Source organism: Schaalia turicensis ACS-279-V-Col4, from assembly GCF_000296505.1.
Classification (GTDB): Bacteria; Actinomycetota; Actinomycetes; order Actinomycetales; family Actinomycetaceae; genus Pauljensenia; species Pauljensenia turicensis_A.
The window spans coordinates 302,665-324,537 of the sequence record NZ_JH815209.1 but is presented as its reverse complement, the minus strand read 5'-3'; the positions used below and the strand labels follow the sequence as shown (position 1 = coordinate 324,537).

Genomic DNA, 21,873 nt, shown 5'->3' with positions numbered 1-21,873 from the left:
ATAAGCGAGTGACGAAGAAACTGAAGGATCCATTGGTATGGATCGACTGCGAAATGACCGGCCTCAACGTGAAAGCCGACGCGCTGGTCGAGGTCGCCGTCGTTATCACTGACGGCGACCTGAACATAGTTGACCCAGGCATCGACGTTCTGATCAAGCCCCCAGCAGCTGCACTGGAGCACATGAACGACTTCGTGCGCAACATGCACACGACCTCCGGGTTGCTTAAAGAACTTGAAAACGGGCTGACGCTCCAAGAAGCAACAGACCAGGTTCTGTCGTACGTCAAGCAGTTCGTTCCTACCCCCGGAAAAGCTCTTCTTGCCGGTAACTCGGTCGGCACGGACAAGATGTTCCTCGAGGAATATATGCCCAGTGTTATCGACCACCTTCACTACCGCATCATCGACGTTTCTTCCCTGAAGGAACTGGCGAAGCGCTGGTACCCGAACGCGTTCTACGGCGCACCGACCAAGCACGGTGGTCACCGTGCGCTCGCGGACATTCTGGAATCTATCCAGGAACTTGAGTATTTCCGTCGCGTTTTGTTCCCGTCTCACCGTGTTTCTTCCGAGGCTGCGGCTCAAGCGCTGAAGGAAACTCTGGCTCTTGAGATTCCACGTATTGGTGCCTGATCTGCGTTAACTCGGTTTCGCGCCAGCATTGCGGTCGCGTTATTGCAAAGCAGGGACGGTTGCGGATAGGAGTTATCCACAATTTCGCTCATGTGCCACTTATCCACAATTGGCGAGGGATGTATGAGCGCCCTCGCCAATTGAGTTTCAAGCTCATCGTGTCAGCTCAATAGCGAGGATGAAGGAGACACTGATGAGCGACACGACGATTACTTTGCGAGGCCGTATTGGCACAGACTTGCGTGTATCGAAGACTGCGAACAACCACGTGACGATCCGTTTCCGCTTGGCGGTCACACACTGGTTCGCGTCTGCTGACGGGGTTCTGACGCAGGGGCGTACTCAGTGGTATTCGGTTCATGCGTGGGATCGGCTTGCCGATAATGCCCTGCATTCATTGGCGAAGGGCGAGCCCGTGATTGTGACGGGGCGCCCTCGCGCGAATGCGTGGAAGGATTCTGACGGAAATATTCGCTCTGAAGTGGTCATTAACGCTCAAGCGATCGGGCATGACTTGACCAGCGGAAGGAGTACATGGACCAAGAATATGCCTTCGCCTTCAGAGGGCGGTTCTGTTCTTTCTTCGAGGGACGAGGCCGTGGCCACGCTTACTTCAACGTCTGACGTTTCTGGGGCCAACGTGAGGATGAGCTCCGGGGGTGGGGTCTCTGACCCTTTGGGAGCAAGTTTTGAAGACTCTCCTTTAACTGCGTTGAACGCTATTGGTGAGGAAAGCGAAGGTGATACCGCACCATTGACAGGCCCAGAATGTGGCGATGAAGCCTGCGATGGGTCGTGCGGACAAGAGCAATCGTCGACTCTGAAGACAACGGTGGGGAAGAATCGACGTGTTGATCAGGCGAAGGTGAAGACGAAAGGGAACTTCACTTATCCCAAGGACAAGTGCCCAGAGGATAAATAAGCTCGCGAGGTCGTGGACGTGGTCACGCCCACGCTGTAATTCTCAGCAGTCGTGTGGGGTTCAGCGTGGGTGTGGCTTAGCATGGAGGGGATAAACGGACAGTTTTACTGTCATGCACACCCACATGTTGGATGGAGACCAGTGGCTGAGTACATCTACCAGATGATTAAAGCGCGTAAGGCGCACGGGGATAAGGTAATCCTCGATGACGTGTCTATGTCGTTCTTCCCGGGCGCGAAGATCGGTATGGTCGGTCCGAACGGTGCCGGTAAGTCCTCGATCTTGAAGATTATGGCAGGCCTTGACGAACCGAGTAATGGCGAAGCTCGCCTGACCCCGGGTTACAGCGTCGGCATCCTTGAGCAGGAACCGAAGCTTGATGATACGAAGACCGTGATTGAGAACGTTCGTATGGGTGCGGCAGATACGTTTGCGAAGCTCGATCGTTTCAACAAGATTTCTGAAGAGATGGCGAATCCGGATGCGGATTTCGATGCTCTGATGGAAGAAATGGGCAAGCTCCAGGACGCACTCGATGCTACGAACGCTTGGGATATTGATTCCCAACTTGAGCAGGCAATGGACGCGTTGCGTTGCCCGCCGGCAGACCAGCCCGTCAACGTCCTGTCCGGTGGCGAGCGTCGTCGCGTAGCACTGTGTCGCCTGCTGATCGAGGCTCCCGATCTGCTACTGCTTGACGAACCGACGAACCACCTGGATGCCGAGTCCGTGCTCTGGCTGGAAAAGCACCTGTCCACCTACGCTGGTGCCGTTATCGCGGTTACCCACGACCGTTACTTCCTTGACCACGTTGCAGGCTGGATCGCTGAAGTTGACCGTGGGCACCTCTACCCGTACGAGGGCAACTACTCGACCTACCTGGAGACGAAGGAAAAGCGTCTGCAGGTTCAAGGACAGAAGGACGCGAAGCTTGCCAAGCGCCTGAAGGAGGAACTTGAATGGGTTCGTTCGAACCCGAAGGGCCGTCAGGCGAAGTCGAAGGCTCGTCTGGAACGCTACGAGGAAATGGCTGCCGAAGCGGAGCGCACTCGTAAGCTCGACTTCGAAGAAATTCAGATTCCGCCAGGCCCGCGCTTGGGCTCAATCGTCATCGAAGCAACCAACCTACAAAAGGGCTTCGGCGATCGCACGCTGATCGATGGACTGTCGTTCTCCCTGCCGCGTAACGGCATTGTCGGCGTCATTGGCCCGAATGGTGTTGGTAAGACGACCCTGTTCAAGACCATCGTTGGCCTGGAGCCTCTTGACGGTGGCGAACTGAATATCGGTGAAACCGTCAAGATCTCTTACGTTGACCAGACTCGCGCAGGCATCGATCCGGATAAGACCCTCTGGGAGGTCGTCTCTGACGGACTCGACTACATCCAGGTCGGAAACGTTGAAATGCCGTCACGCGCCTACGTGTCCGCGTTTGGCTTCAAAGGGCCGGATCAGCAGAAGCCTGCTGGTGTTCTGTCCGGTGGTGAGCGCAACCGCCTGAACCTGGCACTGACGCTCAAGCAGGGCGGTAACCTGTTGCTCCTTGACGAGCCGACCAACGACTTGGACGTCGAAACCCTCGGCTCACTGGAAAATGCTCTTCTGCAGTTCCCCGGTTGCGCCGTGGTCGTCACCCACGACCGTTGGTTCCTCGACCGCGTGGCCACTCACATTCTTGCGTGGGAAGGTACCGAAGAGGATCCGGCTCAGTGGTACTGGTACGAGGGAAACTTCGAGTCCTATGAGAAGAACAAGATCGAACGCCTTGGTCAGGATGCGGCGAACCCGCATCGCGTCACGCACCGTAAGCTGACGCGCGACTGAGAATCGTAGAGCCCAGGAAGTGGAGCGTAGCCGATTGGCTACGCTCCACTTCGTTATATCGTGGTCACATCAGGGGCCCGTTAGGGGAACGTAAGAGGCAAGGAAAGACAAATGATCCCAACTCAAACACCAGTGTTCTTGGACTGCGATACGGGAATCGATGATGCGCTGGCATTGGCCCTCTGTCTTGCCAACCCCAGCCTGAAGCTCGTCGGCGTTGGGTGCGTTTCTGGGAATACTGATGCCGAACAGGCAACGCGAAACACGCTTGATCTTCTTGCTTTAGCGGGACGATCGGGGATACCAGTCGCGACTGGTGCACACGACTTCCTTACCCACCCTTATGACGGGGGAGTGCCCCATATCCATGGGGAAAATGGCGTTGGCAACGTCGAACTTCCCGCGTCGACCCAAGCCGCTGATACGAGGAGTGCGGCCGAGCTTCTGATCGATCTCGCGAGCGAGTATACGGGTAGCCTCGTTGTTATTGCTGTCGGACCGCTGACGAACCTTGCGCACGCGATTGAATTGGAGCCGGCGTTGCCACAGCTCGTGAAAGAGCTTGTCATCATGGGTGGCGCACTACGCGTGCCCGGAAATGTTTCGCCTGTCGCAGAGGCCAATATCGCGAACGATCCCGAAGCGGCGCAGCGGGTCTTTGATGCCAAATGGCCGATTACCTTGGTTCCTCTTGATGTGACGATGCAATACCCGATGTTCGAAGAACATCGACGAGCGCTACTGGAACACTCGCACCCCTTCGTCAGCGCGCTCGGCGAGATCCTCAACCTGTACTTCGACTTCTACACGGACGTCTTCGGTCGGCGTTCATGCGCGCTCCACGATCCGATGACAGTGGCGCTCGCCAGCAGAATGTCGAGTGCCAAGCGGAGCGAACAGATGCGAGTCAGCGTCGATACCACCGATGGTGAAGGACGAGGCCAAACAATCGAACGCCTCGACCCGTCGGGCAACGTCCGCGCCGTATTCGAACTTGAAGACGAGCTTGCAGGGCGCTTGGTTCAACAGCTGGTGAGGTTTTACTGAGTGCCCGCCTTGAGGATGCTGGTTTCACGGTGGTGCCGTTTGGGCAAGGCTTCAAAGACATGTCCCCACCGTCGAAGGAACTCATGAAACTTGCCTTAGAGGGCAAGCTAACCCATGGCGGGCACCCAGTGCTGGCTTGGATGGTCGATAACATTCATGTGCGTACTGACCCAGCAGGAAACATCAAACCCGACAAACAAAAATCCGCCGAGAAGATCGATGGAGTCGTCGCTACCATCATGGCCTTAAATCGGGCAATAAGATGCGGCAACACCCCAGAGGCGAGCTCAGTTTATGATTTGCGGGGACTTTTGGTGCTATGAGGTGGCCAGGGAAGGATGCGGTTAACGCGGGTGGCATAGCGGGTGTATTCGTCACCGAATTTGTTTTCTAGCCAGCGCTCTTCGGTGTGTTTCATCAAGACGCTCAGGCCTACCCAATAAATCACTGGTAGGGCTAGCAGCCACCAGTTTGCTTGCACGAGCAAGAGACCGCAGTTCAACAGCAAAAAGGCTGCGTAAACGGGGTGGCGCACCCATGCGTAAATCCCACTGGTCATGAGCTTGCCGGTCTTGACACTTTGGACCATGTGAGAGCCAAAGACCGCCGCACACCACACAATTACGGCCTCCGCAATCACGAGCAGGCCTGCTGCAATCATGAGTATTCGTATCCACGCGTTAGCGATAGCGCCGTTTGATGCGAGACCTAAATAGCTGAGAATGCTCGCCGTGACCGTGAGCGCGAAAATAGCCGATACATAGATAGGCCCTACCCCTAGCACGGGAAGATGCGAAGTGCCGGCCGTGTTCATAGAGATATTTTCGCATATCCAGGAAGGAACTTATATGGGTCTAAAAACTGGCTACGTCCCAAAGCGTGCGAAGCTAAAAACCACCATATAACGCCGTTCTATTCGTTTCTATTTGGGCCGACATCTGCTGGGCGTCTGGTGACAGAACGTTTCGCGATGCAGATGACTGCTGTCTATGGCTACGTACGGATCTTGGCTGAGGCGATAGCCGGGCTACTGGAGTGGCCTAAGGATTAGGTCCACGTGGTTTAAGCGTTGACCGTGTTTTCTTGTCTCCATTGTTCCGCATATTGTCGTGGGCTGAGGTAGCCCAGCGAGGAATGCGGATGGAAGTCTTTGTAACGTCGTGACCGCAGATTTACGAGCGGGCGAGCGTGTTCCAGGTTCTCGATACTGTTGTCCTCTAACAGCTCGTCTCTCATCCGGTTGTGGAACGATTCAACGAACCCGTTATGCCATGGCTGACCGGGCGGGATAAACGCTTGGAATGTCCCATCCTCGGTTGCCCACTCTTGCAGTGCGTGAGAGATGAATTCGGGGCCGTTATCCATCCGGATCACCCTGGGACGTCCACCATGCTCGAGGCAGGCAAGGTCGAGCAGTTCAATCACCGAAGCAGCATCAAGCTTCCTAGCAACTATGAAAGCGACGTGTTCGCGGGTTTCAGACACTCCCAGATTATCCCGCAGACGATCCTCAACAAGCCTGACATCCCGCTCCCCAAAAACTTTTATATAGTTCCTTGGCATGCGAAATCCTCTCACAAAAACCTCGGAACAAAACCCGGGATGCTTCAACGCCGAATCCTTGCTGTGCGGGGGAGGGGGAACCTTGTGAGATACTAAAATATGACTATCGCTGAATGGATTGTGCTCGCGGTTCTCGTGCTAGTTGGATTTGCCATTTGGTGGCATTTCTCTCTGCGAAGGAGAATTGACAAGAGAATGCATGAAGCTCCGCCCGAAGAGCGTGAAGCTTTGATGAAAGTTCAACGAGATATTGATCGTGGCAAGGCGGCGCGCCAGGGATTCTTCTTCTAGGTACCGTAGACTGCGACTCGTCTACAAGGAATGTCTGATGACTGGGCTTGGCCAGGATCGCGCTAACCAGAGACCTGTGGCAGCCAAATTAGTTGATCCGTCTGTGTGAGTATTCGGTAGTCACGATAGGGCGCCCAACGCATGAACTTTGGGTTCGGACACGAGAGTTCTTCTCGGAGGTCTCTTGATACCCTAGTCTGCACTCTGTGGGGCTACTCGTTCGAGAACGAGATCCGGGTCAACGCCGGACGCACTCACTTCGATGAGTCTTTCACCACCCTCTCAGCACAATTGAATCGAGTAGTTCTTAGTGAGTGCTGGGATCTGTGAGGATCTGAGCCGTCGCCAATCCTGATTCCCTCAACTCCCGTGATTTGTTGAGCTTACGAACAATTTGTTCGGGCGTGTGCTTACTGAACTTTTTCACCATTGCTCCATTCTCCCCACCTAGTGGCGGGACATCAATGGACAACACTCAAGTCACCTGGACCCAAAAACCAAGGACACTCCACTACCACTGCACGTATACCGTTACAAGGACGGTGGCGACAAGGAAAAGCCCTCGAACACCCCTTATACCGGCTGTTGCATGATGAAACTAACCCCGAGATGACGAGCTTCGGGTTTCGAGAAACGGCAACAAGATCGCCGTGTTGGAGGAGGGCATGAAGTACTCGCCCGTGGAGGCAAGCGTTGCTACGAAGACTGAGCCTCACTCGATCCCCAATAGGTAGTGCAGAGTTGCCAGCGGTGACTCCGCACTACCTATAGCTGCGGCAACTGAGGTTGTTTGCGTTCCACAACGCCAAACCGTCCCGCACCTACGCCAACACAACTACGCCATACCAGCACGCAACTGACCGGTCTTTGGATCCACACCGAAACCCCAGCGCCCAGAACCAGCCTGCCCATTCCCAGGAACGCGCAACATCCCCTGCTGTTCAGCCTCAGCGACCAGCGTCCCATTACGCGTAAACACCTGATAACGAACCAACGTACGCGACGAATTCACATTTGAACACGTCCCATCGAACAACAACCATTCATTAATATCCACATCGCGGTGGAACCACATCGCATGATCCAACGACGCAGCCGACATGCCAGGAGTCATCCAAGACAACCCCAACGCACGCATCGCAGGCTCCAACATCACCTGATCAATCACATACGCCAACAAAGCGCGATGAACATGCTGGCTCGCCTCAGCAGGCACCTCGGCACGAGGCTTCATCCATAACTGCTGGCGACTGGCCAACGACTCATCCGACTTCGTATACAGCGACTGCTGAACATGGCGCACATCAAATGCCGTTGTTTTCCCCAAAAAACGCCCAACCGGATGATCCATCGCCCGAAAAATCTCCAAAGCGCTCGAAAGCTCTTCCGGCGGTGTCACGGCAGGGGAGTCAGACGTGAAAGCCAAGCCAGCCTCGTTCTTTTCGTACGACGCCTGCAACGCCAGAATCTCTTTCTCACCCTGGCGACACACAACCCGACGCGAAGAAAACGAACGCCCATCGCGAAGACGTTGAACCTCAAGCTCAAACGGTATTGACGGGTCGCCACCACGCATGAAATACGTGTGGAATGAATGAGGAAGACGCCCCTCATCCATCGTCGCAGCGGCAGCAACCAACGCCTGCGCCACAACCTGGCCACCATAAACACGCCTCACCTGAGGCAACGAATGGCCAACAAAACGATCGTGACCAGACTCCTCCAAAGCCAAAATCCTTAATACAGAAGCAACAGGCTCAGTAGAAATCAGCGGAACATCAATGGGATGAGTCATGTATCTATTTTCACCTGAAACTTCGCGCACGCCACCGCACAATCCACCTACCCTAGGCGCAGAAAGCCGCCTACTGTCAACACTAGACAACGTAGAAAAGCTGCAAAAAACAGCCAAAAAACACTAGCCTGACCGTGTTTAGTGATTGCGATCATACGTTTAAAGGGCTACCATGTGATGCGGATCGCAACAGGACTATGCCTTGGAAGGAAGGAGCGGGATGGAATCGGCTCTCGCGTTGGTTGACGCCCTCGGTGGATCTTCCAACATCATCGACATCGAACCGTGCTCCCTCCGCATCCGAGTCGAAGTAGGCAACCAAGCAAACGTCAACGAAGACGCACTCCGCATGCCGTTCGTCCTAGCAGTCGTCCGATCCGGTAACATCGTCCAAATCATCGCAGGCACAGAATCTGACGACATCGCAGAAAAAATGGCAACTGTTGTCAAAAGGGACACTGCCAACGAAGCGTAACTAGAGTCGCGTCCACTTTGCCGGCCAACGGTTCCCAAGGGCAAGACTGACGCATAGACTTGGCTGTACGCCCGCAACCAAAGGAGTCACACGTGGACTGGAGTGCGCCAGCAGCGTCCGATATTGACACGCTACGAGCCCTCGCCGACAAAAACGGTGTCGCAACCTTCTTCTGGGACTGGTACGGACAACAAAAATTCGTTTCAGCTGACTCTCTGCTCGCTGTCCTCAAAGCACTCGGCGTCAACGTTGACGCCGACTCAACGGTCGGAGATATCCACCACGCGCTGACGGAAACAGAAGACCGATTCTGGCTTGCCACACTGCCACCAACGATCGTGGCACGCCAAGGACAACACCGTGATTTCCCCGTCCACGTCCCCCACGGCAACTGGGTGCACGTCACCTGGATCAGCGAAGACGGAACATCCGGCGACTGCACGCAACTCGACCGCTACATCGCCCCGCGCCAAATCGGTGACGCGCTGATCGGCCGCGCAACTTTCGAAACACCCGACCACCTGGCACCGGGCTGGCACCGGATCGTCGCAACGCTTGAAGGCGGAGAAGTCCACTCCGCAACCTTGCTTGTAGCGCCCAACCACATTGACAATGGCCCGCTCGCTGACGCCAAGCGACGCTGGGGCGTATCTGCACAGCTGTACTCAACGCGTTCGGCACGCTCGTGGGGATTGGGTGACGCTGAAGACCTTGCCGATCTCGCGTCAGTATGCGCCGACAGGGGAGCAGACTTCCTGCTCATCAACCCCATCCATGCGTCCAGCCCGATCACGCCGATGGAAAACTCACCGTACCTACCGGTTTCGCGCCGTTGGCTGAACCCCATCTACATCCGCCCCGAAGCAATCGACGAATTCGCCGACGCATCACCTGACGTTCGTCGATCCATCGAAGAACTCCGCCTAGCCACGAACGCTACCGATACCGCGGATGCGCTGGTCGACCGAGATCGCACGTGGGAAACCAAACGTAAAGCTCTCGAACTGATCTACCAGATTCCACGCTCGTACCACCGAACCTCGCAATTCACCCACTTCGTCGAAGAAGGTGGACGCGATCTGGCGAACTTCGCACTCTGGAGTGCCCTGGCAGAAGCAAACGAATCCTGCATCCTGCCCGACGAGATCGCATCCTCAACATCACCGTCCGCTGACCGTGCCCGCCTTGAACTGGCAGACCGCATCGAATTCTGGGAATGGTGCCAGTGGATCGTCTCCCAGCAGATGCAAGACGCGCAACGCGTCGCAACCGACGTCGGTATGGACATCGGCATCATGGCTGACCTTGCCGTCGGTGTTCACTCACACGGATCCGAAACCTGGTCCAACCGCCACGTGTTCGCCCAAGGTATGACTGTTGGTGCTCCGCCAGACATGTACTCCCAGCAGGGACAGGACTGGTCGGAACCGCCATGGTCGCCACGAGCCCTGGCACAGGCCGGCTACAAGCCGATCCGCGACATGGTCCGCGCAGCCCTCGCCAACGCGGGAGCCATCCGTATCGACCACATCCTCGGCCTCTTTCGCCTCTGGTGGATCCCAGCGGGCATGGGTGCCGGAAACGGCACCTACGTGTACTACGATCACGAGGCCATGGTCGGAACCGTGCTCCTAGAAGCGCAACGCGCCGGAGCAGTTGTCATTGGTGAAGACCTCGGAACCGTTGAACCGTGGGTCCGCGACTACCTGAGTTCGCGAGGCATCCTAGGGACCTCGATCCTCTGGTTCGAGAAGGATGGTGGCGGATGGCCACTTCACCCCGGCTCGTATCGCACCGCGTGCCTTGCCGCAGTGAACACGCACGACCTGCCACCGACTGCCGGATACTTGGCTGGTGTGCAGACCACTTTGCGTGACGAGCTTGGTCTGCTGGTCGAGGATGTCGAATCCGTGCGAGCCGCTGATCGTCTTGAACGTGAACAGGTGTTGGCTCGACTTCGTGAATACGGGTTGCTTGAATCCGCATCCCCGTCAGAGCGTGAGATCGTTGAAGCCTTGCATGCGTATGTTGCGCAGACCTCATCTCAGCTGGTCGTGGCATCGTTGGTGGATGCGGTGGGGGACAGGCGTCCGCAGAATCTTCCCGGCACTGACAAGGAATATCCGAACTGGCGTGTTCCGCTCTGTGATGCTGACGGTGTTGAGGTTTACATTGACGACCTTCCGGCCAATGAGCGTTTGAACTCCCTGTTCACCGTTCTTACGGCATCGGTGCGCGCTCGAAAGTAGGGGACTGGTTGGGTTTTCGCTGGCTGGTTTTGAGAGAGTGACCGGTTTGCGTGCACGGGCTACACCTGATGCGACGGTTTAGTGTCTGAGGGCGTGGTTGTGTCGCGTGAGGTGTAGGTGGTGCCACCGGAAAAGTGCTAGAGCTCCCAGCACTCGGCGATTGCAACGCCGGCTCGAACGAAAGTACCCGGCTTGACCAGCAATTTCATGGACACATCGGGGCGCAGAGCGATGACGGGAACAATCACGGCAAGGCCAGCACGGCGCGCAATGCTACGGTCCCACGTGATTAAAGGTGAGCCGGCTTTCACCGCATCGCCCTTAGAAGCGTGGACGGTGAACCCTTCACCCTTCAAGTTCACTGTATCGATACCAAGGTGAACCAAGATTCCTGTGCCCGACCGATGCTTGATCGCAAAAGCGTGCGGGTGAAGCGAATGAACTGTCCCCGAAATTGGAGCGTTCGCGATAGAGAGCGAGTCAGCACTCGCGCCAGCATCGCTCGTGCTCGCACCCACGTCAGCAACATCAATGGTTGCACCCGCGCCTTCGCTCTCGGGCACAATAGCGAAACCAGGCCCAATAATCTCTTGAGAAAACACAGGATCCGGCACGGCGGAAAGAGCTTCGACCGTGCCGGAAAGTGGTGCGTAGATCGTGAACGTCATGGAAGTAGATGCGTGATCTTCAACGAATGAGGTGCGCGGTCACCGCGTGGTGCGGGTTCGCGCCAAAGAAGGAACGAACTGTGCGCAGTGAACCGCAATCATTGTTGCGATGATGCCAGCTTCGATAATCGCGTGGGTCACTTGAGCTTTTCGATTTCCTCGACGATGGTTTCGGTTTCGGGGCCCATGACGACCTGCACCGAGTTTGCGACGGTGACAACACCGAATGCGCCCGCGTCAGAGAGGGCTTTTTCGTCGATCTTGTCTTCATCCGTGACCTCTGCGCGGATACGAGTGATGCACGCTTCGATCGTCTTAATGTTGTCCCAGCCACCGAGGGCTGAAAGGATGTCTGCTGCCTGACTCATGTGGGCCTCCTCAAAACACCGCAAATAGGGCATATGTCACATTTAGTTTAGTTTAGCGTGCTTTGGATGAATGTGCCCTGTTCATCGCGCATTAAGTGGGGAAAATGCTCACGTGGTGAGCGCGGCTTCGTCCCTTGGGTGAGATGCAGAAAGGACGAGGTCGCGACCACTAGATCAGCGCCAACTTTTCGAAGGCGCGGGCCAAACCGTCTTCTTCCAAGGTGGCGGTTTCGAACGTTGCGGCTGCGACGATTACGGGGTCGGCTCCGCCCATTGCGACTGACCTTCCAGCCACCTGCAGTGCTTCAAGGTCATTCATGGAATCGCCGATGGCGATGGTGTGAGCGATGTCGAAACCAAGATGGCGAGCAGCCAGCTGAATGCCAGTGCCCTTCGAGATTCCCTTTGGAGTCACCTCAAAAACCAGAGTGTTACCTGCGGGAATAGAGCCGGGGATGACGTCCATCGAGTCGGGGATAAGGGAGCGAACCTGCTGGTAGGTCGTGTTACCTGCTGGGATGTACGCCGTGCACTTCGCTGATGACTTCGGAAGACCCTCGCCAAGATAGGGGGCGATGGACTCGGCGTAGGGAGCCCAATCCTGGGGCTTCATTCCGGCGGTTTCAAGGAACATCTCCATGAATCCCTCGGAGGGGTGCATGGCGTCCGACCCCTGCCAGATCCACATTCCGTCAAGCTGACGCCACACATCGGTGATCGGTTCGATCAGCGCGGGGTCAACGCGTTCGTCCAGCAGGACTTCCTGGCCGACGCGCACGTAGCTTCCCGCTCCCGCAACGCACCCTGAAAAACCGAAATCCCACAGGTAGGGGTAGATTTCCGGGATCGAACGACCCGTGCACATGAACAGGGTGTGGCCGCCTTCGACGGCTTGCTCGCACGCTTGACGGGCGGATTCGGGGACCGTTTGGTCTTTGCCGATCAGGGTTCCGTCAAGGTCAAGGAAGATTAACTGGGCTGAAGAGGAAGCAGACGTCATGGTCCTTAGGATATCCGGTCGCTCAGACGCGATGCTCGAACGACCGTGTGAAGTAAGAGTGCAGGAGGGCTAGGAAGCTAGACCAACGCGACCACGCTTGGCATGCAAGCGCGCGATGGTCACAATCAGGCGCTGTAACGGAACATCAATTCCGGCAGCGTCAGCTTTCGCCACAAGAGCTCCGTTCAGGTACTCCAGTTCTGACAGTTTTCCTGCAATCAGGTCGCGTTGCATCGACGAGGTCGAGGCTTCCGGGTAGCTATCCAGCTCGCCGACGATCTTTTCGCAGTCCTCGTTGGTCAAATCAACGCCGCTGGCGCGCGCGACCGACTGGACCTCTTTCACGGACTTTGTCCAGAGAGCGTGGGTTTCGTCGAAGGAGCGTATTTCGCCGACGGTCGCGTTTGCCAGAACGTTCACGCCACCCATGGTGCAGATGACCGCGTACTTGTACCAGAGGTCGTGTGCGATCGTGGGGGACATGTGCGCATCAACGCCGTTGGCAAGCAGTGCGTCCTTGAATTCTTCGAGGATCGGGTACGTTCCGTCCAAGCCAATTGGTGCACTGCCGATGAGCATCTTTGGTCGGGCGCCGATCTGACGGACCTCGCCCGGGCCGTCGATGAAGGCAACGATGAAGGTGACGCACGGTAGTGCGTGCTCTGCTCCGAAGCGTTTTGCCACCATGTCGGGCGCAACGACACCGTTCTGGAAGGTCAGGACCAGCGTGTCCGGGCCGATCATCTGCTGGCAGTTTTCCAGCGGTTCTTCGAAGTGAGTGAGCTTGACGGTGATCATCACCAGGTCGCAGACGCCTACGCCCGTGCCGTCGGTGGTCACCGATGCGGGGTGGTAGGTGCGCGAACTGGATTCGGTGTGCACGATCAAGCCCCTGTCGCTGATTGCTGCGACGTGACGGGGAGTGGTGACGATATGAACCTCGGCGCCCGCATCCATGAGAGCACCTGCGTGGTAGCCGCCCACGCCGCCGGAACCAATAATTGCGATCTTCATGCTTCGATAGTGGCACGTTTGCGGGTGCGCGTCACCGGTTTGCGAAAAATTCTCAACTGTTAACACTCGGCAATGGTGATTTATGTACGAGGCCACGCATCTCTTCCCAGGCACCTGCGTCTGATAGGGGGCGCGATATGCGTAACGCTTCAACGACTATGCTTAATGCATACCCGCCTGACATCGATCAAGGAAAGCTCATGTCCGCCCAGCCGTTGCTGTCTGTCATCGTTCCCTCGTACAACTCGCAGGACTATCTGGATCGGGCGCTTGCGACCCTCGTTGACTACAACGATGAAGTGGAAGTATTGATCGTCAACGACGGCTCAAAAGACAACACCGGTGCGCTTGCTGATCGGTGGGCTTCAAAGTATCCGACCTGCGTGCGGGCTATCCACCAGGAAAATAAAGGCCATGGTGGCGCAGTCAATGCCGGTTTGAAAGTTGCCACGGGCACACACGTTCGCGTCGTCGATTCTGACGACTGGGTTGATCGCGCGGCAATGAACAAGGTGCTTGACGTTCTTCGTGAAGAACGTGCGAACGGGCGTGAACTGGATCTTCTGGTCACTAACTACGTCTACGAAAAGCAGGGCAAAGCGCACAAGCTGATTGTCCGCTACCGCAACGTCCTGCCACAGGGACGCACAATTGGCTGGGAAGACGTTCGTAAGTGCCGTTACACGCAGTACCTGATGATGCACTCGCTGACCATGCGCACCGAACTTGTCCGTCAGTCCGGTCTGGTCATGCCCGAGCACACGTTTTACGTTGACTTCATTTACTCCCACACGACGTTCCCGCTGATTCGCACGATCCGCTACCTTGACGTCGACCTGTACCGCTACTTCATTGGTCGCGACGACCAGTCGGTCAACGAGCCCGTGATGATTTCGCGCTTGGATCAACTGATGCGCGTCAATCGTGAGATGGTGAAGGCTATTCCGGACCCGGACACGGTTCCGGCCAACCTCTATAACTACATGATCCACTACCTGCGCATTAACTGCGTGGTCTGCACAATCATGGCTGTTCTGTCGGGAACTGACGAGCACCTGGCGATGAAAGACCAGCTGTGGAAGGACCTTGAAGACGTAAATCCCGTCGCGGCCAAACGTGTTGAGTCCGATCTTCTGGGGCGAGCGATTCGCATGAAGAATGAATGGGTTCTGCGAAAAGGCTATGGGATTGTCCGAGCGCTCATTGGCTTTAACTGACCGGGCTTGCCCGTTCTGGTCGTTCTTTGTGCTCTGACAACGTGCTGTTGGCCGGAAGACTGCGTTCTTGCCACTAAACTGGGGGGAATCTGCATTGTGGGCGTGCGCGGTTGACACACGTGCTCTTGCCTGTGTGAAAGGACCGGTTGTATGGATCTTGTCGTTGTTGGCTCCGGATTCTTCGGACTCACGCTTGCGCGTCAGGCAGCCGAACTTCGCGGTATGAACGTGACTGTCGTCGAACGCCGTGAGCACATCGGTGGCAACGCATGGTCATCAGTTGATCCTGAAACTGGTGTTGAAGTGCACCGATACGGGACGCACCTGTTTCACACGTCAAATGAACGCGTCTGGGATTACGTCAATCGCTTTACGGCGTTCAACGATTACCAGCATCGCGTCTACACAAACCATCAGGGCGTTGTTTACCCGATGCCGATCAACCTAGGGACGATCAATCAGTTCTTCAATGCGGCCTACGGGCCAGACGCTGCTCGAGCGCTTGTGGAAGAGCAGGCGTCAGAGCTCGGTGGTAAAACTCCTGAGAATCTGGAAGAAAAGGCGATCAGCCTGATCGGTCGCCCGCTCTATGAGGCGTTTATTAGGGGATACACCGCGAAGCAGTGGCAGATGGATCCGAAGGATCTGGATCCTGCAATCATTTCGCGTCTTCCCGTTCGTTTTACCTACGACAACCACTATTTCCGCGACACCTACGAGGGGCTTCCCGTCGACGGCTACGGAGCATGGCTGACCCGGCTGGCTGATCATCCACGCATCACAGTGAAGACAAACACCGATTTCTTCGATGATTCACACGAATTCTCCAAAGAGCGCACGGTTGGTCAAACCGGTGTTGTGTACACGGGTGCAATTGATCGCTACTTCAATTACCAGGCAGGCGAGCTGAAGTGGCGAACCCTTGATTTTGAGACCGAAGTCGTCAATACCGCTGACTACCAGGGGTGTTCGGTGATGAATTACGCCGATGAAACCGTTGCCTACACGCGCATCCACGAGTTTGCTCACCTGCATCCTGAACGTGACCGGACGGGTGCGACGAACACAGTGATTATGCGCGAGTTCTCGCGCTTCGCCACTATTGATGACGAGCCGTACTACCCGGTTTCAGCGCCGACCGACAGGCAGACTCTGGCTACCTACCGCGAGCTTGCGACGCAGGAGGACAAGGTTCTGTTTGGCGGGCGACTTGGCTCGTATCAGTACCTCGATATGCATATGGCGATTGCGTCGGCTTTGACCCGTTTTGATGAGGTTGTTTCGCGCTGGTAAGGCGTGTACGCCAAGTCCGACTTCAGCCCTGAGGCGAAGGCGACGAAGATCCTGTCAAACGTTTAAGCGACCAATGTGCGCCTAGGTGTCTATCTGGTGGACATTTTGCCGGCACTTTATGCGTGGCCGTTACATTGAATGGAAATCCTGTCTATAGGGAGTACCCATGTCAACTCAAACACCTACGGCCGAGCAGCCGGAACGCAAGGATACCTGGACCGGTCAGACCGGCTTCCTCCTTGCCGCGATCGGCTCCGCAATCGGTCTGGGAAATATCTGGCGTTTCCCCGGTGTCGCCTACGCAAATGGCGGTGGCGCCTTCCTTGTTCCTTACCTTGTCGCGCTGATCGCAGTCGGTATTCCGATGCTGTGGCTCGACTACTCGCTTGGCCACAAGTTCCGTGGTTCACCGCCGTGGGCGCTGCGTCGCTTGAAAGCCGGTGGCGAGTTTATCGGCTGGTTCCAGGTTCTGGTTTGCTTCGTGATTATGGTGTACTACGGTGCCGTGATCGCATGGGGCGTTCAGTACATGATCTACTCGGTGAACCAATCGTGGGGCGATGATCCTCAGGGGTTCTTCCTGAATGACTTCCTGCAGACCGTTGATGGTGAAACCTTCTCATGGAGCCCCGTTGCAGCCATCATGATCCCGCTGGCACTCGTGTGGATGTTCGTCCTTCTGATCATCGGCCGTGGCCTGTCCAAGGGCGTTGAAGCAGCAAACAAGGTCTTCCTTCCGTTGCTGGTTGTCCTGTTCCTGGTCATGGTTTTTCGCGCAATCTTCCTCAATGGCGCGATCGATGGTCTGAACGCATTCTTCACTCCGCAGTGGGGACAGTTGTCCGACCCGCACGTGTGGCTCGCAGCCTTCTCACAGGTCTTCTACTCGCTGTCCGTGGGCTTCGGCATCATGTTGACGTATGCGTCCTACCTGAAGCCGAAGACGAACCTGACCGGCACCGCTCTGGTCGCAGGTTTCGCGAACTCCTCGTTCGAAATCCTCGCCGGTATCGGCGTCTTCTCTGCTCTTGGTTTCATGGCAGCATCGCAGGGTGTGGGCGTGAATGAACTGGAAGGCCTGACTGGCCCGATCTTGTCCTTCGTGACCTTCCCGCAGATCGTTTCGATGATGCCCGGTGGTTCGTTGTTCGGCGTCTTGTTCTTCGCTTCCTTGGTGCTTGCCGGTATTACCTCGCTACTGTCGCTCCTTCAGGTTGTATCCGGCGGTCTGCAGGATAAGTTCGGTTTCTCGCCGGTTAAGGCCTCCATGGTCCTCGGCGTTCCCGCAATGATTATCTCCCTGTCTCTGTTCGGTACCCGCTCGGGTCTGAACAACCTGGATATCGTCGATACCTTCATCAACAACATCGGCGTCGTGTCGACCGCTGTTTCGATGGCAATCTTGGTAGCGCTCTTCGCTCCGCGTTTGAAGGGCCTGCGCACACATCTGAACTCAGTGTCCAGCGTCAAGGTGCCGAAGGCTTGGGAAGCGCTGGTCGGCGTCATTATCCCCGCAGTGCTGATCTTCATGCTCTTCTCTGCGATCGTCGGCTACATCCAGGAAGGCTACGGTGGCTACAAGACCAGCTTCGTCCTGATCTTTGGTTGGGGCTCGGTTGCGTTCGCGATCATCGTGTCTGTAATCCTGACGCTTTTGCCCTGGAGTCATCACAGCGTCGATGCAGCTACGGTTGCTCACCTTGTTGAAGAAGACGAAGACGCTTTGGTTAATGCGACCGTTTCCGGCGCCGAAACCGCTGAGGTAACCCGTGAAGGAGGTGCATCGTGAGCGCAGCTGCAACCGTCATGTTCCTTGTGACGATCCTTCTTGTGTGGGGTGGCCTTGTTGCCTCCGTCGTGCTTCTCCGCACCCTTTCAGTTCCCGGGGACGAGGCCGAGGCTCCAGCTCAGTCGCTAGACCCGAAGGGCTCGACAACAAGCGAATGATGAAGCCGTGGAAGTGCCTTGCGTGGCGTTTGGCTTGATCGACGGCGGTGGCCGGTGATGACTGTTCATCACCGGCCACCGCCTTTATTGCATTCCACCCGAGTTTTGGATTAATACCCAAGGGGGGCTGATGCCCGAATTGTGTGTCTTTTTCCGGGCGTGTCGGGGTGCTTGAGTGGCCTGCCCAGCCTGTGCGGATATCTAGGGAGCCGTCTTGGTATGTGGGGGTGTAGTCGATGGCGTTGTCGTATTGGCCAGTCCTGGGGAGTTATCCACAAAAGTGATGAAGGGGCACTTATCCACAGAAGCGAGGGAATGAAGATGCGCCCTCAGCCGGTTCGGCGTTCAGTAAAAGCAGTCGTTTTCAACGAAGAAAGGATTGCATGATGACGCTGAATACTCTTCAACCAATGTCGGGCTATGAGGGACTGTACGGTCCACGCCATTGGGTTCACGAAACGGGGCTCTATGAACTGTTATCGCCCTATATGTGTCTTCCCGCTTTGAGCGATGATTTTGCACGTTTTGACATGATCGGATCCCACGTTGCTGGTGAGCTTCTGTCCCTGCTTCCCAAAGCAAACCTGGAAGAATCACAAAACTCCGGACCACAGGTGTGTGACCTATTGAAAGCGTGCGCGAACAATCGGGGAGTCTATTTGAGCGGATACGTTGTGTGTGCACCTCGTTTTGACGAACGGATCAGCATTGATGGAATCTATCTTCCTTCCACACCCGACTGCTCTGCGCAGGCTCCATATGCACGTTCGTTGGCGTTATGTTGGCCGATTCTTCGTGAAAAATACGGGCTGACCAGCGCTCAAGGGGATCCTGATGAATTTCTCTTAGTCCCCACCGATTTTCAATCACGAAATGGGTGGTGGATATGGTGGGACTGAAACACATAGGCTTAAGGCATGATCCGTCAGACGTACTCGTGGTTGTTTAAAACGTTCATTTATCGCATCGATCCTGAGATGGCTCATCATTTGGGTATTACTGCCATTGAACATGCAGGAAAGTGTGCACTTACTCGCGGTTTAATGCGAGCGACGATCGGTCACTTTGACGATATCGATGTTGATTCGCTTCCAGAGCGACGCAAGGTTTACATTGGCAGGCGTCTTGTACGTCACCGCCTGGGTCTTGCAGCAGGAATGGACAAAGATGCGTGTGCGGTTCTTGGACTGACTGCTTTGGGCTTCGGATTCGTCGAGGTCGGTACGATCACCCCGAAGGGCCAACCTGGCAATGAGGGACCTCGCTTGTGGCGTCTGATGGAATCTCAGGGTCTTCGTAATCGCATGGGATTCAACAACGAAGGTGCCGATGCTGCGGGTGAGCGCTTGAAGAAACTGCGTTCAACAAAAGCGGGTCGCAACGCGATTGTTGGTGCCAATATTGGGAAAAACAAGGTAACTCCCGCCGAAGAGGCCCCGGCAGATTACGAATACTGCGCTCGCAAGCTTTCACCGTGGGTTGATTTTGTGATCGTCAATGTGTCTTCTCCGAACACTCCGGGGCTTCGCGATCTTCAATCCGTTGATTCGCTTCGTCTGATCCTGCAGGCAGCCCGAAAAGGTTGCGAGGAAGCCACGGACCGTCCGATTCCTCTGTTCGTCAAGATTGCTCCCGATCTGGCTGATGAAGATATCGTCGACATCTGTGCGCTCACGCGCGAACTGGGTGTGGCTGGTGTAGTCGCCACGAACACGACCATCAACCACGATCTGGGTGATGGTGGTGTATCCGGAGCTCCATTGCGTGAGCGTGCCCTGGACGTTGTACGCCTTGTTGCCTCGAACCTCGATGATGAGCAGATCCTGATCGGAGCCGGCGGAATCTTCACTTCGAACGATGCGCGCGCCATGCTGAGTGCAGGTGCCGATCTTGTCGAAGCCTTCACCGCGTTCATCTACGAGGGGCCATCATGGCCGGGTGAAGTGAACAGGGAATTGGCGAAGGTGCGTCCGTGATTATTCCTCTTCAATCGGCTGATCTTGACCAAGATCCTCGTCTGGCCGATTACACGAAGCTGAAAGACGTCAAGCTTCGTGCCGCTCTTGAACCCGAACGCGGACTCTACATGGCAGAGTCAACGAACGTGATTATGCGTGCCCTAGAAATCGGTCATCATCCGCGGTCATTCCTTATGGCTGAAAAATGGATGAGTGATCTTGCTCCGCTGATCGAGAAGGCAACGGGGTCGCCCGACGGGGCAGACATCCCGATTTTCATGGCGGACGAGGCTCTTTTAGAAACCATCACCGGTTTTCATCTGCATCGAGGCGCATTGGCAGCGATGCAACGCCCGGTCTTGGAGTCAGTCAGTGATCTTTTGAAAACTGCCCGTAACGGTGAGCCAGCACGTCGCATCGTCATTCTTGAAGACCTCGTTGATCACACGAATGTCGGTGCAGCTTTCCGGTCCGCGGCCGCTCTTGGCGTCGATGCCGTTCTGGTGACGCCCAGTTGCGCTGACCCGCTCTATCGGCGATCGGTTCGAGTCTCAATGGGCACGGTCTTTCAAGTGCCGTGGACTCGCATGGAAAAGTGGCCCGCAATGGATGAACTGCACGATGCTGGCTTCCACGTTGCAGCACTCGCACTGTCTGACGACTCAGTCAGCTTGGACGAGTTTGTTGAATCCGATGCCTGCACCGTGCCAGACGCCAAGATCGCGATGGTCATGGGAACAGAAGGCGACGGATTGAAACCGCGCACTATCGCGAACGCCGACACCGTTGTGCGTATTCCAATGGCTGGGGGAGTCGACTCGCTGAACGTCGCAGCAGCCTCCGCAGTCGTATTCTGGGCAACTCGCCATGTCGGCCAGGTGGCCTCGTAAAACACGAACGAGGAACCACCATACGCAATCGGCGAAGTGGCAGAAGCGATACTAAAAAGTCGAGGCCAGCGGGCGTGACCTCGACTTTTAAGCGGAAGTAACCGGGTTACTTGATCTTCTTTTTACCCGGGAATTCACCACGCGCAACCTGCGGACGAGGGCTACGCCAACGGCGAGCCATGATCATGCGCGAGAAGCAGTAGTACCACGAACGCGCTGCAATCTGATCGTTCGGGTAGCGCTCGCCGATGCGACGCTTCAGCGTGCGCCACACAACAACGCCTTCGATGATTGAGATCAGGAATAGGCCGTAGAGCGCGACAGTCACCGAGATCATCATGATGCTTGTGACGTTAGCTGGAAGCGAACGGATCAGGGAAACCCCCATCATCGCGATCAGGAAGATCACCATCACGGGAAGAAGGAACTCAGAGAACGACCAGCGTGCATCGACGTAATCGCGGATGAAACGACGCACGCGACCCTTGTCTCGGACGGGCAGGTAGCGTTCGTCGCCGGTCTCCAATGCCATCTGCTCACGCTTGAACTGCGCATCGCGCTGGGCACGTGCCTGACGCTTTGCTTCCTTACGATCAGCGGGAACCAGCGGGTGAGAATTACGCGCCTGAGCGTCCTTCCTCTTCGGAGTGGGACGTCCCTTCTTGCCGGTCGTTTCGTTCTGCTTTTCGGCTTCGGACACCTGTAATCCCCTTTGAA

Annotated in this window: 21 protein-coding genes and 1 pseudogene; 14 read left to right on the top strand and 8 right to left on the bottom strand. The window is 56.1% G+C overall.

The features are described 5' to 3' along the window. Window positions 1–8: 8 nt before the first annotated feature. The 5 genes and pseudogenes from orn to HMPREF9241_RS09070 all read left to right on the top strand — a co-directional run. The gene (gene orn, locus HMPREF9241_RS05155) at window positions 9–635 is read left to right on the top strand and encodes an oligoribonuclease (RefSeq protein WP_257878405.1); all 627 of its coding nucleotides are present in this window, start codon (window positions 9–11) and stop codon (window positions 633–635) included. 193 nt (window positions 636–828) lie between these two features. Next, window positions 829–1,557 carry a single-stranded DNA-binding protein gene (locus tag HMPREF9241_RS08780; RefSeq protein WP_006681224.1) on the top strand — a complete coding sequence of 243 codons (729 nt, stop codon included), beginning with the start codon at window positions 829–831 and terminating at the stop codon, window positions 1,555–1,557. 141 nt (window positions 1,558–1,698) lie between these two features. After that, entirely contained in the window at window positions 1,699–3,381 is a 1,683-nt protein-coding gene (gene ettA, locus HMPREF9241_RS05145) for an energy-dependent translational throttle protein EttA (RefSeq protein WP_006681223.1), read from the top strand. Window positions 3,382–3,492: 111 nt separating this feature from the next. Beyond that, a complete protein-coding gene (locus HMPREF9241_RS05140; RefSeq protein WP_006681222.1) occupies window positions 3,493–4,428 on the top strand; it encodes a nucleoside hydrolase in 936 nt (311 codons plus the stop codon). Continuing rightward, window positions 4,428–4,751 (top strand): annotated as a pseudogene (locus tag HMPREF9241_RS09070) (terminase TerL endonuclease subunit); the annotation flags it as partial. The gene HMPREF9241_RS05140 and the pseudogene HMPREF9241_RS09070, both read left to right, overlap by 1 nt. On the opposite strand, the gene HMPREF9241_RS05130 reads toward HMPREF9241_RS09070, so the two are convergent. The 3 genes from HMPREF9241_RS05130 to HMPREF9241_RS05110 all read right to left on the bottom strand — a co-directional run bounded on the left by HMPREF9241_RS05130 (window position 4,721) and on the right by HMPREF9241_RS05110 (window position 8,077). Continuing rightward, window positions 4,721–5,242, bottom strand: a complete 522-nt coding sequence (locus HMPREF9241_RS05130; RefSeq protein WP_006681220.1) for a methyltransferase family protein — start codon at window positions 5,240–5,242, stop codon at window positions 4,721–4,723. The pseudogene HMPREF9241_RS09070 and the gene HMPREF9241_RS05130 sit on opposite strands and share 31 nt — an antisense overlap. Window positions 5,243–5,490: 248 nt before the next feature. Further along, complete coding sequence (locus HMPREF9241_RS05125; protein WP_006681219.1) at window positions 5,491–5,991, bottom strand: integrase core domain-containing protein; 501 nt, start codon at window positions 5,989–5,991, stop codon at window positions 5,491–5,493. A 1,126-nt stretch (window positions 5,992–7,117) separates the two neighbouring features. Then, on the bottom strand, window positions 7,118–8,077 hold the full coding sequence (locus tag HMPREF9241_RS05110; protein WP_040318560.1) for an acyl-CoA thioesterase: 960 nt from the start codon (window positions 8,075–8,077) through the stop codon (window positions 7,118–7,120). A gap of 220 nt (window positions 8,078–8,297) precedes the next feature. Between HMPREF9241_RS05110 and HMPREF9241_RS05105 the strand changes: the two genes are divergently transcribed. Then, window positions 8,298–8,552: a PTS sugar transporter subunit IIB gene (locus HMPREF9241_RS05105; RefSeq protein ID WP_006681216.1), complete on the top strand. Its 255-nt coding sequence runs from the start codon at window positions 8,298–8,300 to the stop codon at window positions 8,550–8,552. Between the two features lie 92 nt (window positions 8,553–8,644). Further along, window positions 8,645–10,801 carry a 4-alpha-glucanotransferase gene (gene malQ / locus HMPREF9241_RS05100; RefSeq protein ID WP_006681215.1) on the top strand — a complete coding sequence of 719 codons (2,157 nt, stop codon included), beginning with the start codon at window positions 8,645–8,647 and terminating at the stop codon, window positions 10,799–10,801. A gap of 137 nt (window positions 10,802–10,938) precedes the next feature. On the opposite strand, the gene HMPREF9241_RS05095 is transcribed toward malQ, so the two are convergent. The 4 genes from HMPREF9241_RS05095 to HMPREF9241_RS05080 form a co-directional block, all read right to left on the bottom strand. Then, complete coding sequence (locus tag HMPREF9241_RS05095) at window positions 10,939–11,469, bottom strand: PTS sugar transporter subunit IIA (protein WP_006681214.1); 531 nt, start codon at window positions 11,467–11,469, stop codon at window positions 10,939–10,941. A gap of 137 nt (window positions 11,470–11,606) precedes the next feature. Further along, on the bottom strand, window positions 11,607–11,837 hold the full coding sequence (locus HMPREF9241_RS05090; protein WP_006681213.1) for a PTS sugar transporter subunit IIB: 231 nt from the start codon (window positions 11,835–11,837) through the stop codon (window positions 11,607–11,609). A 169-nt stretch (window positions 11,838–12,006) separates the two neighbouring features. Further along, complete coding sequence (locus HMPREF9241_RS05085) at window positions 12,007–12,837, bottom strand: HAD family hydrolase (protein ID WP_006681212.1); 831 nt, start codon at window positions 12,835–12,837, stop codon at window positions 12,007–12,009. Between the two features lie 69 nt (window positions 12,838–12,906). Then, the gene (locus HMPREF9241_RS05080) at window positions 12,907–13,851 is read right to left on the bottom strand and encodes a ketopantoate reductase family protein (protein WP_006681211.1); all 945 of its coding nucleotides are present in this window, start codon (window positions 13,849–13,851) and stop codon (window positions 12,907–12,909) included. Window positions 13,852–14,051: 200 nt separating this feature from the next. On the opposite strand from HMPREF9241_RS05080, the gene HMPREF9241_RS05075 reads away from it, so the two are divergent. The 7 genes from HMPREF9241_RS05075 to HMPREF9241_RS05050 all read left to right on the top strand — a co-directional run bounded on the left by HMPREF9241_RS05075 (window position 14,052) and on the right by HMPREF9241_RS05050 (window position 21,156). Then, the gene (locus HMPREF9241_RS05075; RefSeq protein ID WP_040318559.1) at window positions 14,052–15,068 is read left to right on the top strand and encodes a glycosyltransferase; all 1,017 of its coding nucleotides are present in this window, start codon (window positions 14,052–14,054) and stop codon (window positions 15,066–15,068) included. 150 nt (window positions 15,069–15,218) lie between these two features. After that, window positions 15,219–16,361 carry a UDP-galactopyranose mutase gene (glf, locus tag HMPREF9241_RS05070; protein WP_006681209.1) on the top strand — a complete coding sequence of 381 codons (1,143 nt, stop codon included), beginning with the start codon at window positions 15,219–15,221 and terminating at the stop codon, window positions 16,359–16,361. Window positions 16,362–16,527: 166 nt separating this feature from the next. After that, the gene (locus HMPREF9241_RS05065) at window positions 16,528–18,150 is read left to right on the top strand and encodes a sodium-dependent transporter (protein WP_006681208.1); all 1,623 of its coding nucleotides are present in this window, start codon (window positions 16,528–16,530) and stop codon (window positions 18,148–18,150) included. Next, a complete protein-coding gene (locus HMPREF9241_RS09270) occupies window positions 18,147–18,308 on the top strand; it encodes a MetS family NSS transporter small subunit (protein WP_006681207.1) in 162 nt (53 codons plus the stop codon). The genes HMPREF9241_RS05065 and HMPREF9241_RS09270 overlap by 4 nt, the downstream gene beginning before the upstream one ends. A 386-nt stretch (window positions 18,309–18,694) precedes the next feature. After that, window positions 18,695–19,207, top strand: coding sequence for a hypothetical protein (locus tag HMPREF9241_RS05060; protein ID WP_006681206.1), 513 nt, complete (start codon window positions 18,695–18,697; stop codon window positions 19,205–19,207). Window positions 19,208–19,225: 18 nt separating this feature from the next. Then, entirely contained in the window at window positions 19,226–20,284 is a 1,059-nt protein-coding gene (locus HMPREF9241_RS05055; protein ID WP_006681205.1) for a quinone-dependent dihydroorotate dehydrogenase, read from the top strand. Next, entirely contained in the window at window positions 20,281–21,156 is an 876-nt protein-coding gene (locus tag HMPREF9241_RS05050; RefSeq protein ID WP_006681204.1) for a TrmH family RNA methyltransferase, read from the top strand. Before HMPREF9241_RS05055 ends, HMPREF9241_RS05050 begins: the two co-directional genes overlap by 4 nt. Before the next feature lie 106 nt (window positions 21,157–21,262). On the opposite strand, the gene HMPREF9241_RS05045 is transcribed toward HMPREF9241_RS05050, so the two are convergent. After that, window positions 21,263–21,856 carry a DUF3043 domain-containing protein gene (locus HMPREF9241_RS05045; protein WP_006681203.1) on the bottom strand — a complete coding sequence of 198 codons (594 nt, stop codon included), beginning with the start codon at window positions 21,854–21,856 and terminating at the stop codon, window positions 21,263–21,265. Window positions 21,857–21,873 lie beyond the last annotated feature (17 nt).

Bases quoted from the DNA above. Each gene is read 5' to 3' on its own strand.
- HMPREF9241_RS08780 (WP_006681224.1), top strand. From the start codon at position 829: ATGAGCGACACGACGATTACTTTGCGAGGCCGTATTGGCACAGACTTG.
- HMPREF9241_RS05055 (WP_006681205.1), top strand. From the start codon at position 19,226: ATGATCCGTCAGACGTACTCGTGGTTGTTTAAAACGTTCATTTATCGC.
- HMPREF9241_RS05105 (WP_006681216.1), top strand. From the start codon at position 8,298: ATGGAATCGGCTCTCGCGTTGGTTGACGCCCTCGGTGGATCTTCCAAC.
- HMPREF9241_RS05085 (WP_006681212.1), bottom strand. From the start codon at position 12,837: ATGACGTCTGCTTCCTCTTCAGCCCAGTTAATCTTCCTTGACCTTGAC.
- HMPREF9241_RS05125 (WP_006681219.1), bottom strand. From the start codon at position 5,991: ATGCCAAGGAACTATATAAAAGTTTTTGGGGAGCGGGATGTCAGGCTT.
- HMPREF9241_RS05080 (WP_006681211.1), bottom strand. From the start codon at position 13,851: ATGAAGATCGCAATTATTGGTTCCGGCGGCGTGGGCGGCTACCACGCA.
- HMPREF9241_RS05090 (WP_006681213.1), bottom strand. From the start codon at position 11,837: ATGAGTCAGGCAGCAGACATCCTTTCAGCCCTCGGTGGCTGGGACAAC.
- HMPREF9241_RS05060 (WP_006681206.1), top strand. From the start codon at position 18,695: ATGACGCTGAATACTCTTCAACCAATGTCGGGCTATGAGGGACTGTAC.
- HMPREF9241_RS05110 (WP_040318560.1), bottom strand. From the start codon at position 8,077: ATGACTCATCCCATTGATGTTCCGCTGATTTCTACTGAGCCTGTTGCT.
- HMPREF9241_RS05140 (WP_006681222.1), top strand. From the start codon at position 3,493: ATGATCCCAACTCAAACACCAGTGTTCTTGGACTGCGATACGGGAATC.
- HMPREF9241_RS05130 (WP_006681220.1), bottom strand. From the start codon at position 5,242: ATGAACACGGCCGGCACTTCGCATCTTCCCGTGCTAGGGGTAGGGCCT.
- HMPREF9241_RS05075 (WP_040318559.1), top strand. From the start codon at position 14,052: ATGTCCGCCCAGCCGTTGCTGTCTGTCATCGTTCCCTCGTACAACTCG.
- glf (WP_006681209.1), top strand. From the start codon at position 15,219: ATGGATCTTGTCGTTGTTGGCTCCGGATTCTTCGGACTCACGCTTGCG.
- HMPREF9241_RS05065 (WP_006681208.1), top strand. From the start codon at position 16,528: ATGTCAACTCAAACACCTACGGCCGAGCAGCCGGAACGCAAGGATACC.
- HMPREF9241_RS05095 (WP_006681214.1), bottom strand. From the start codon at position 11,469: ATGACGTTCACGATCTACGCACCACTTTCCGGCACGGTCGAAGCTCTT.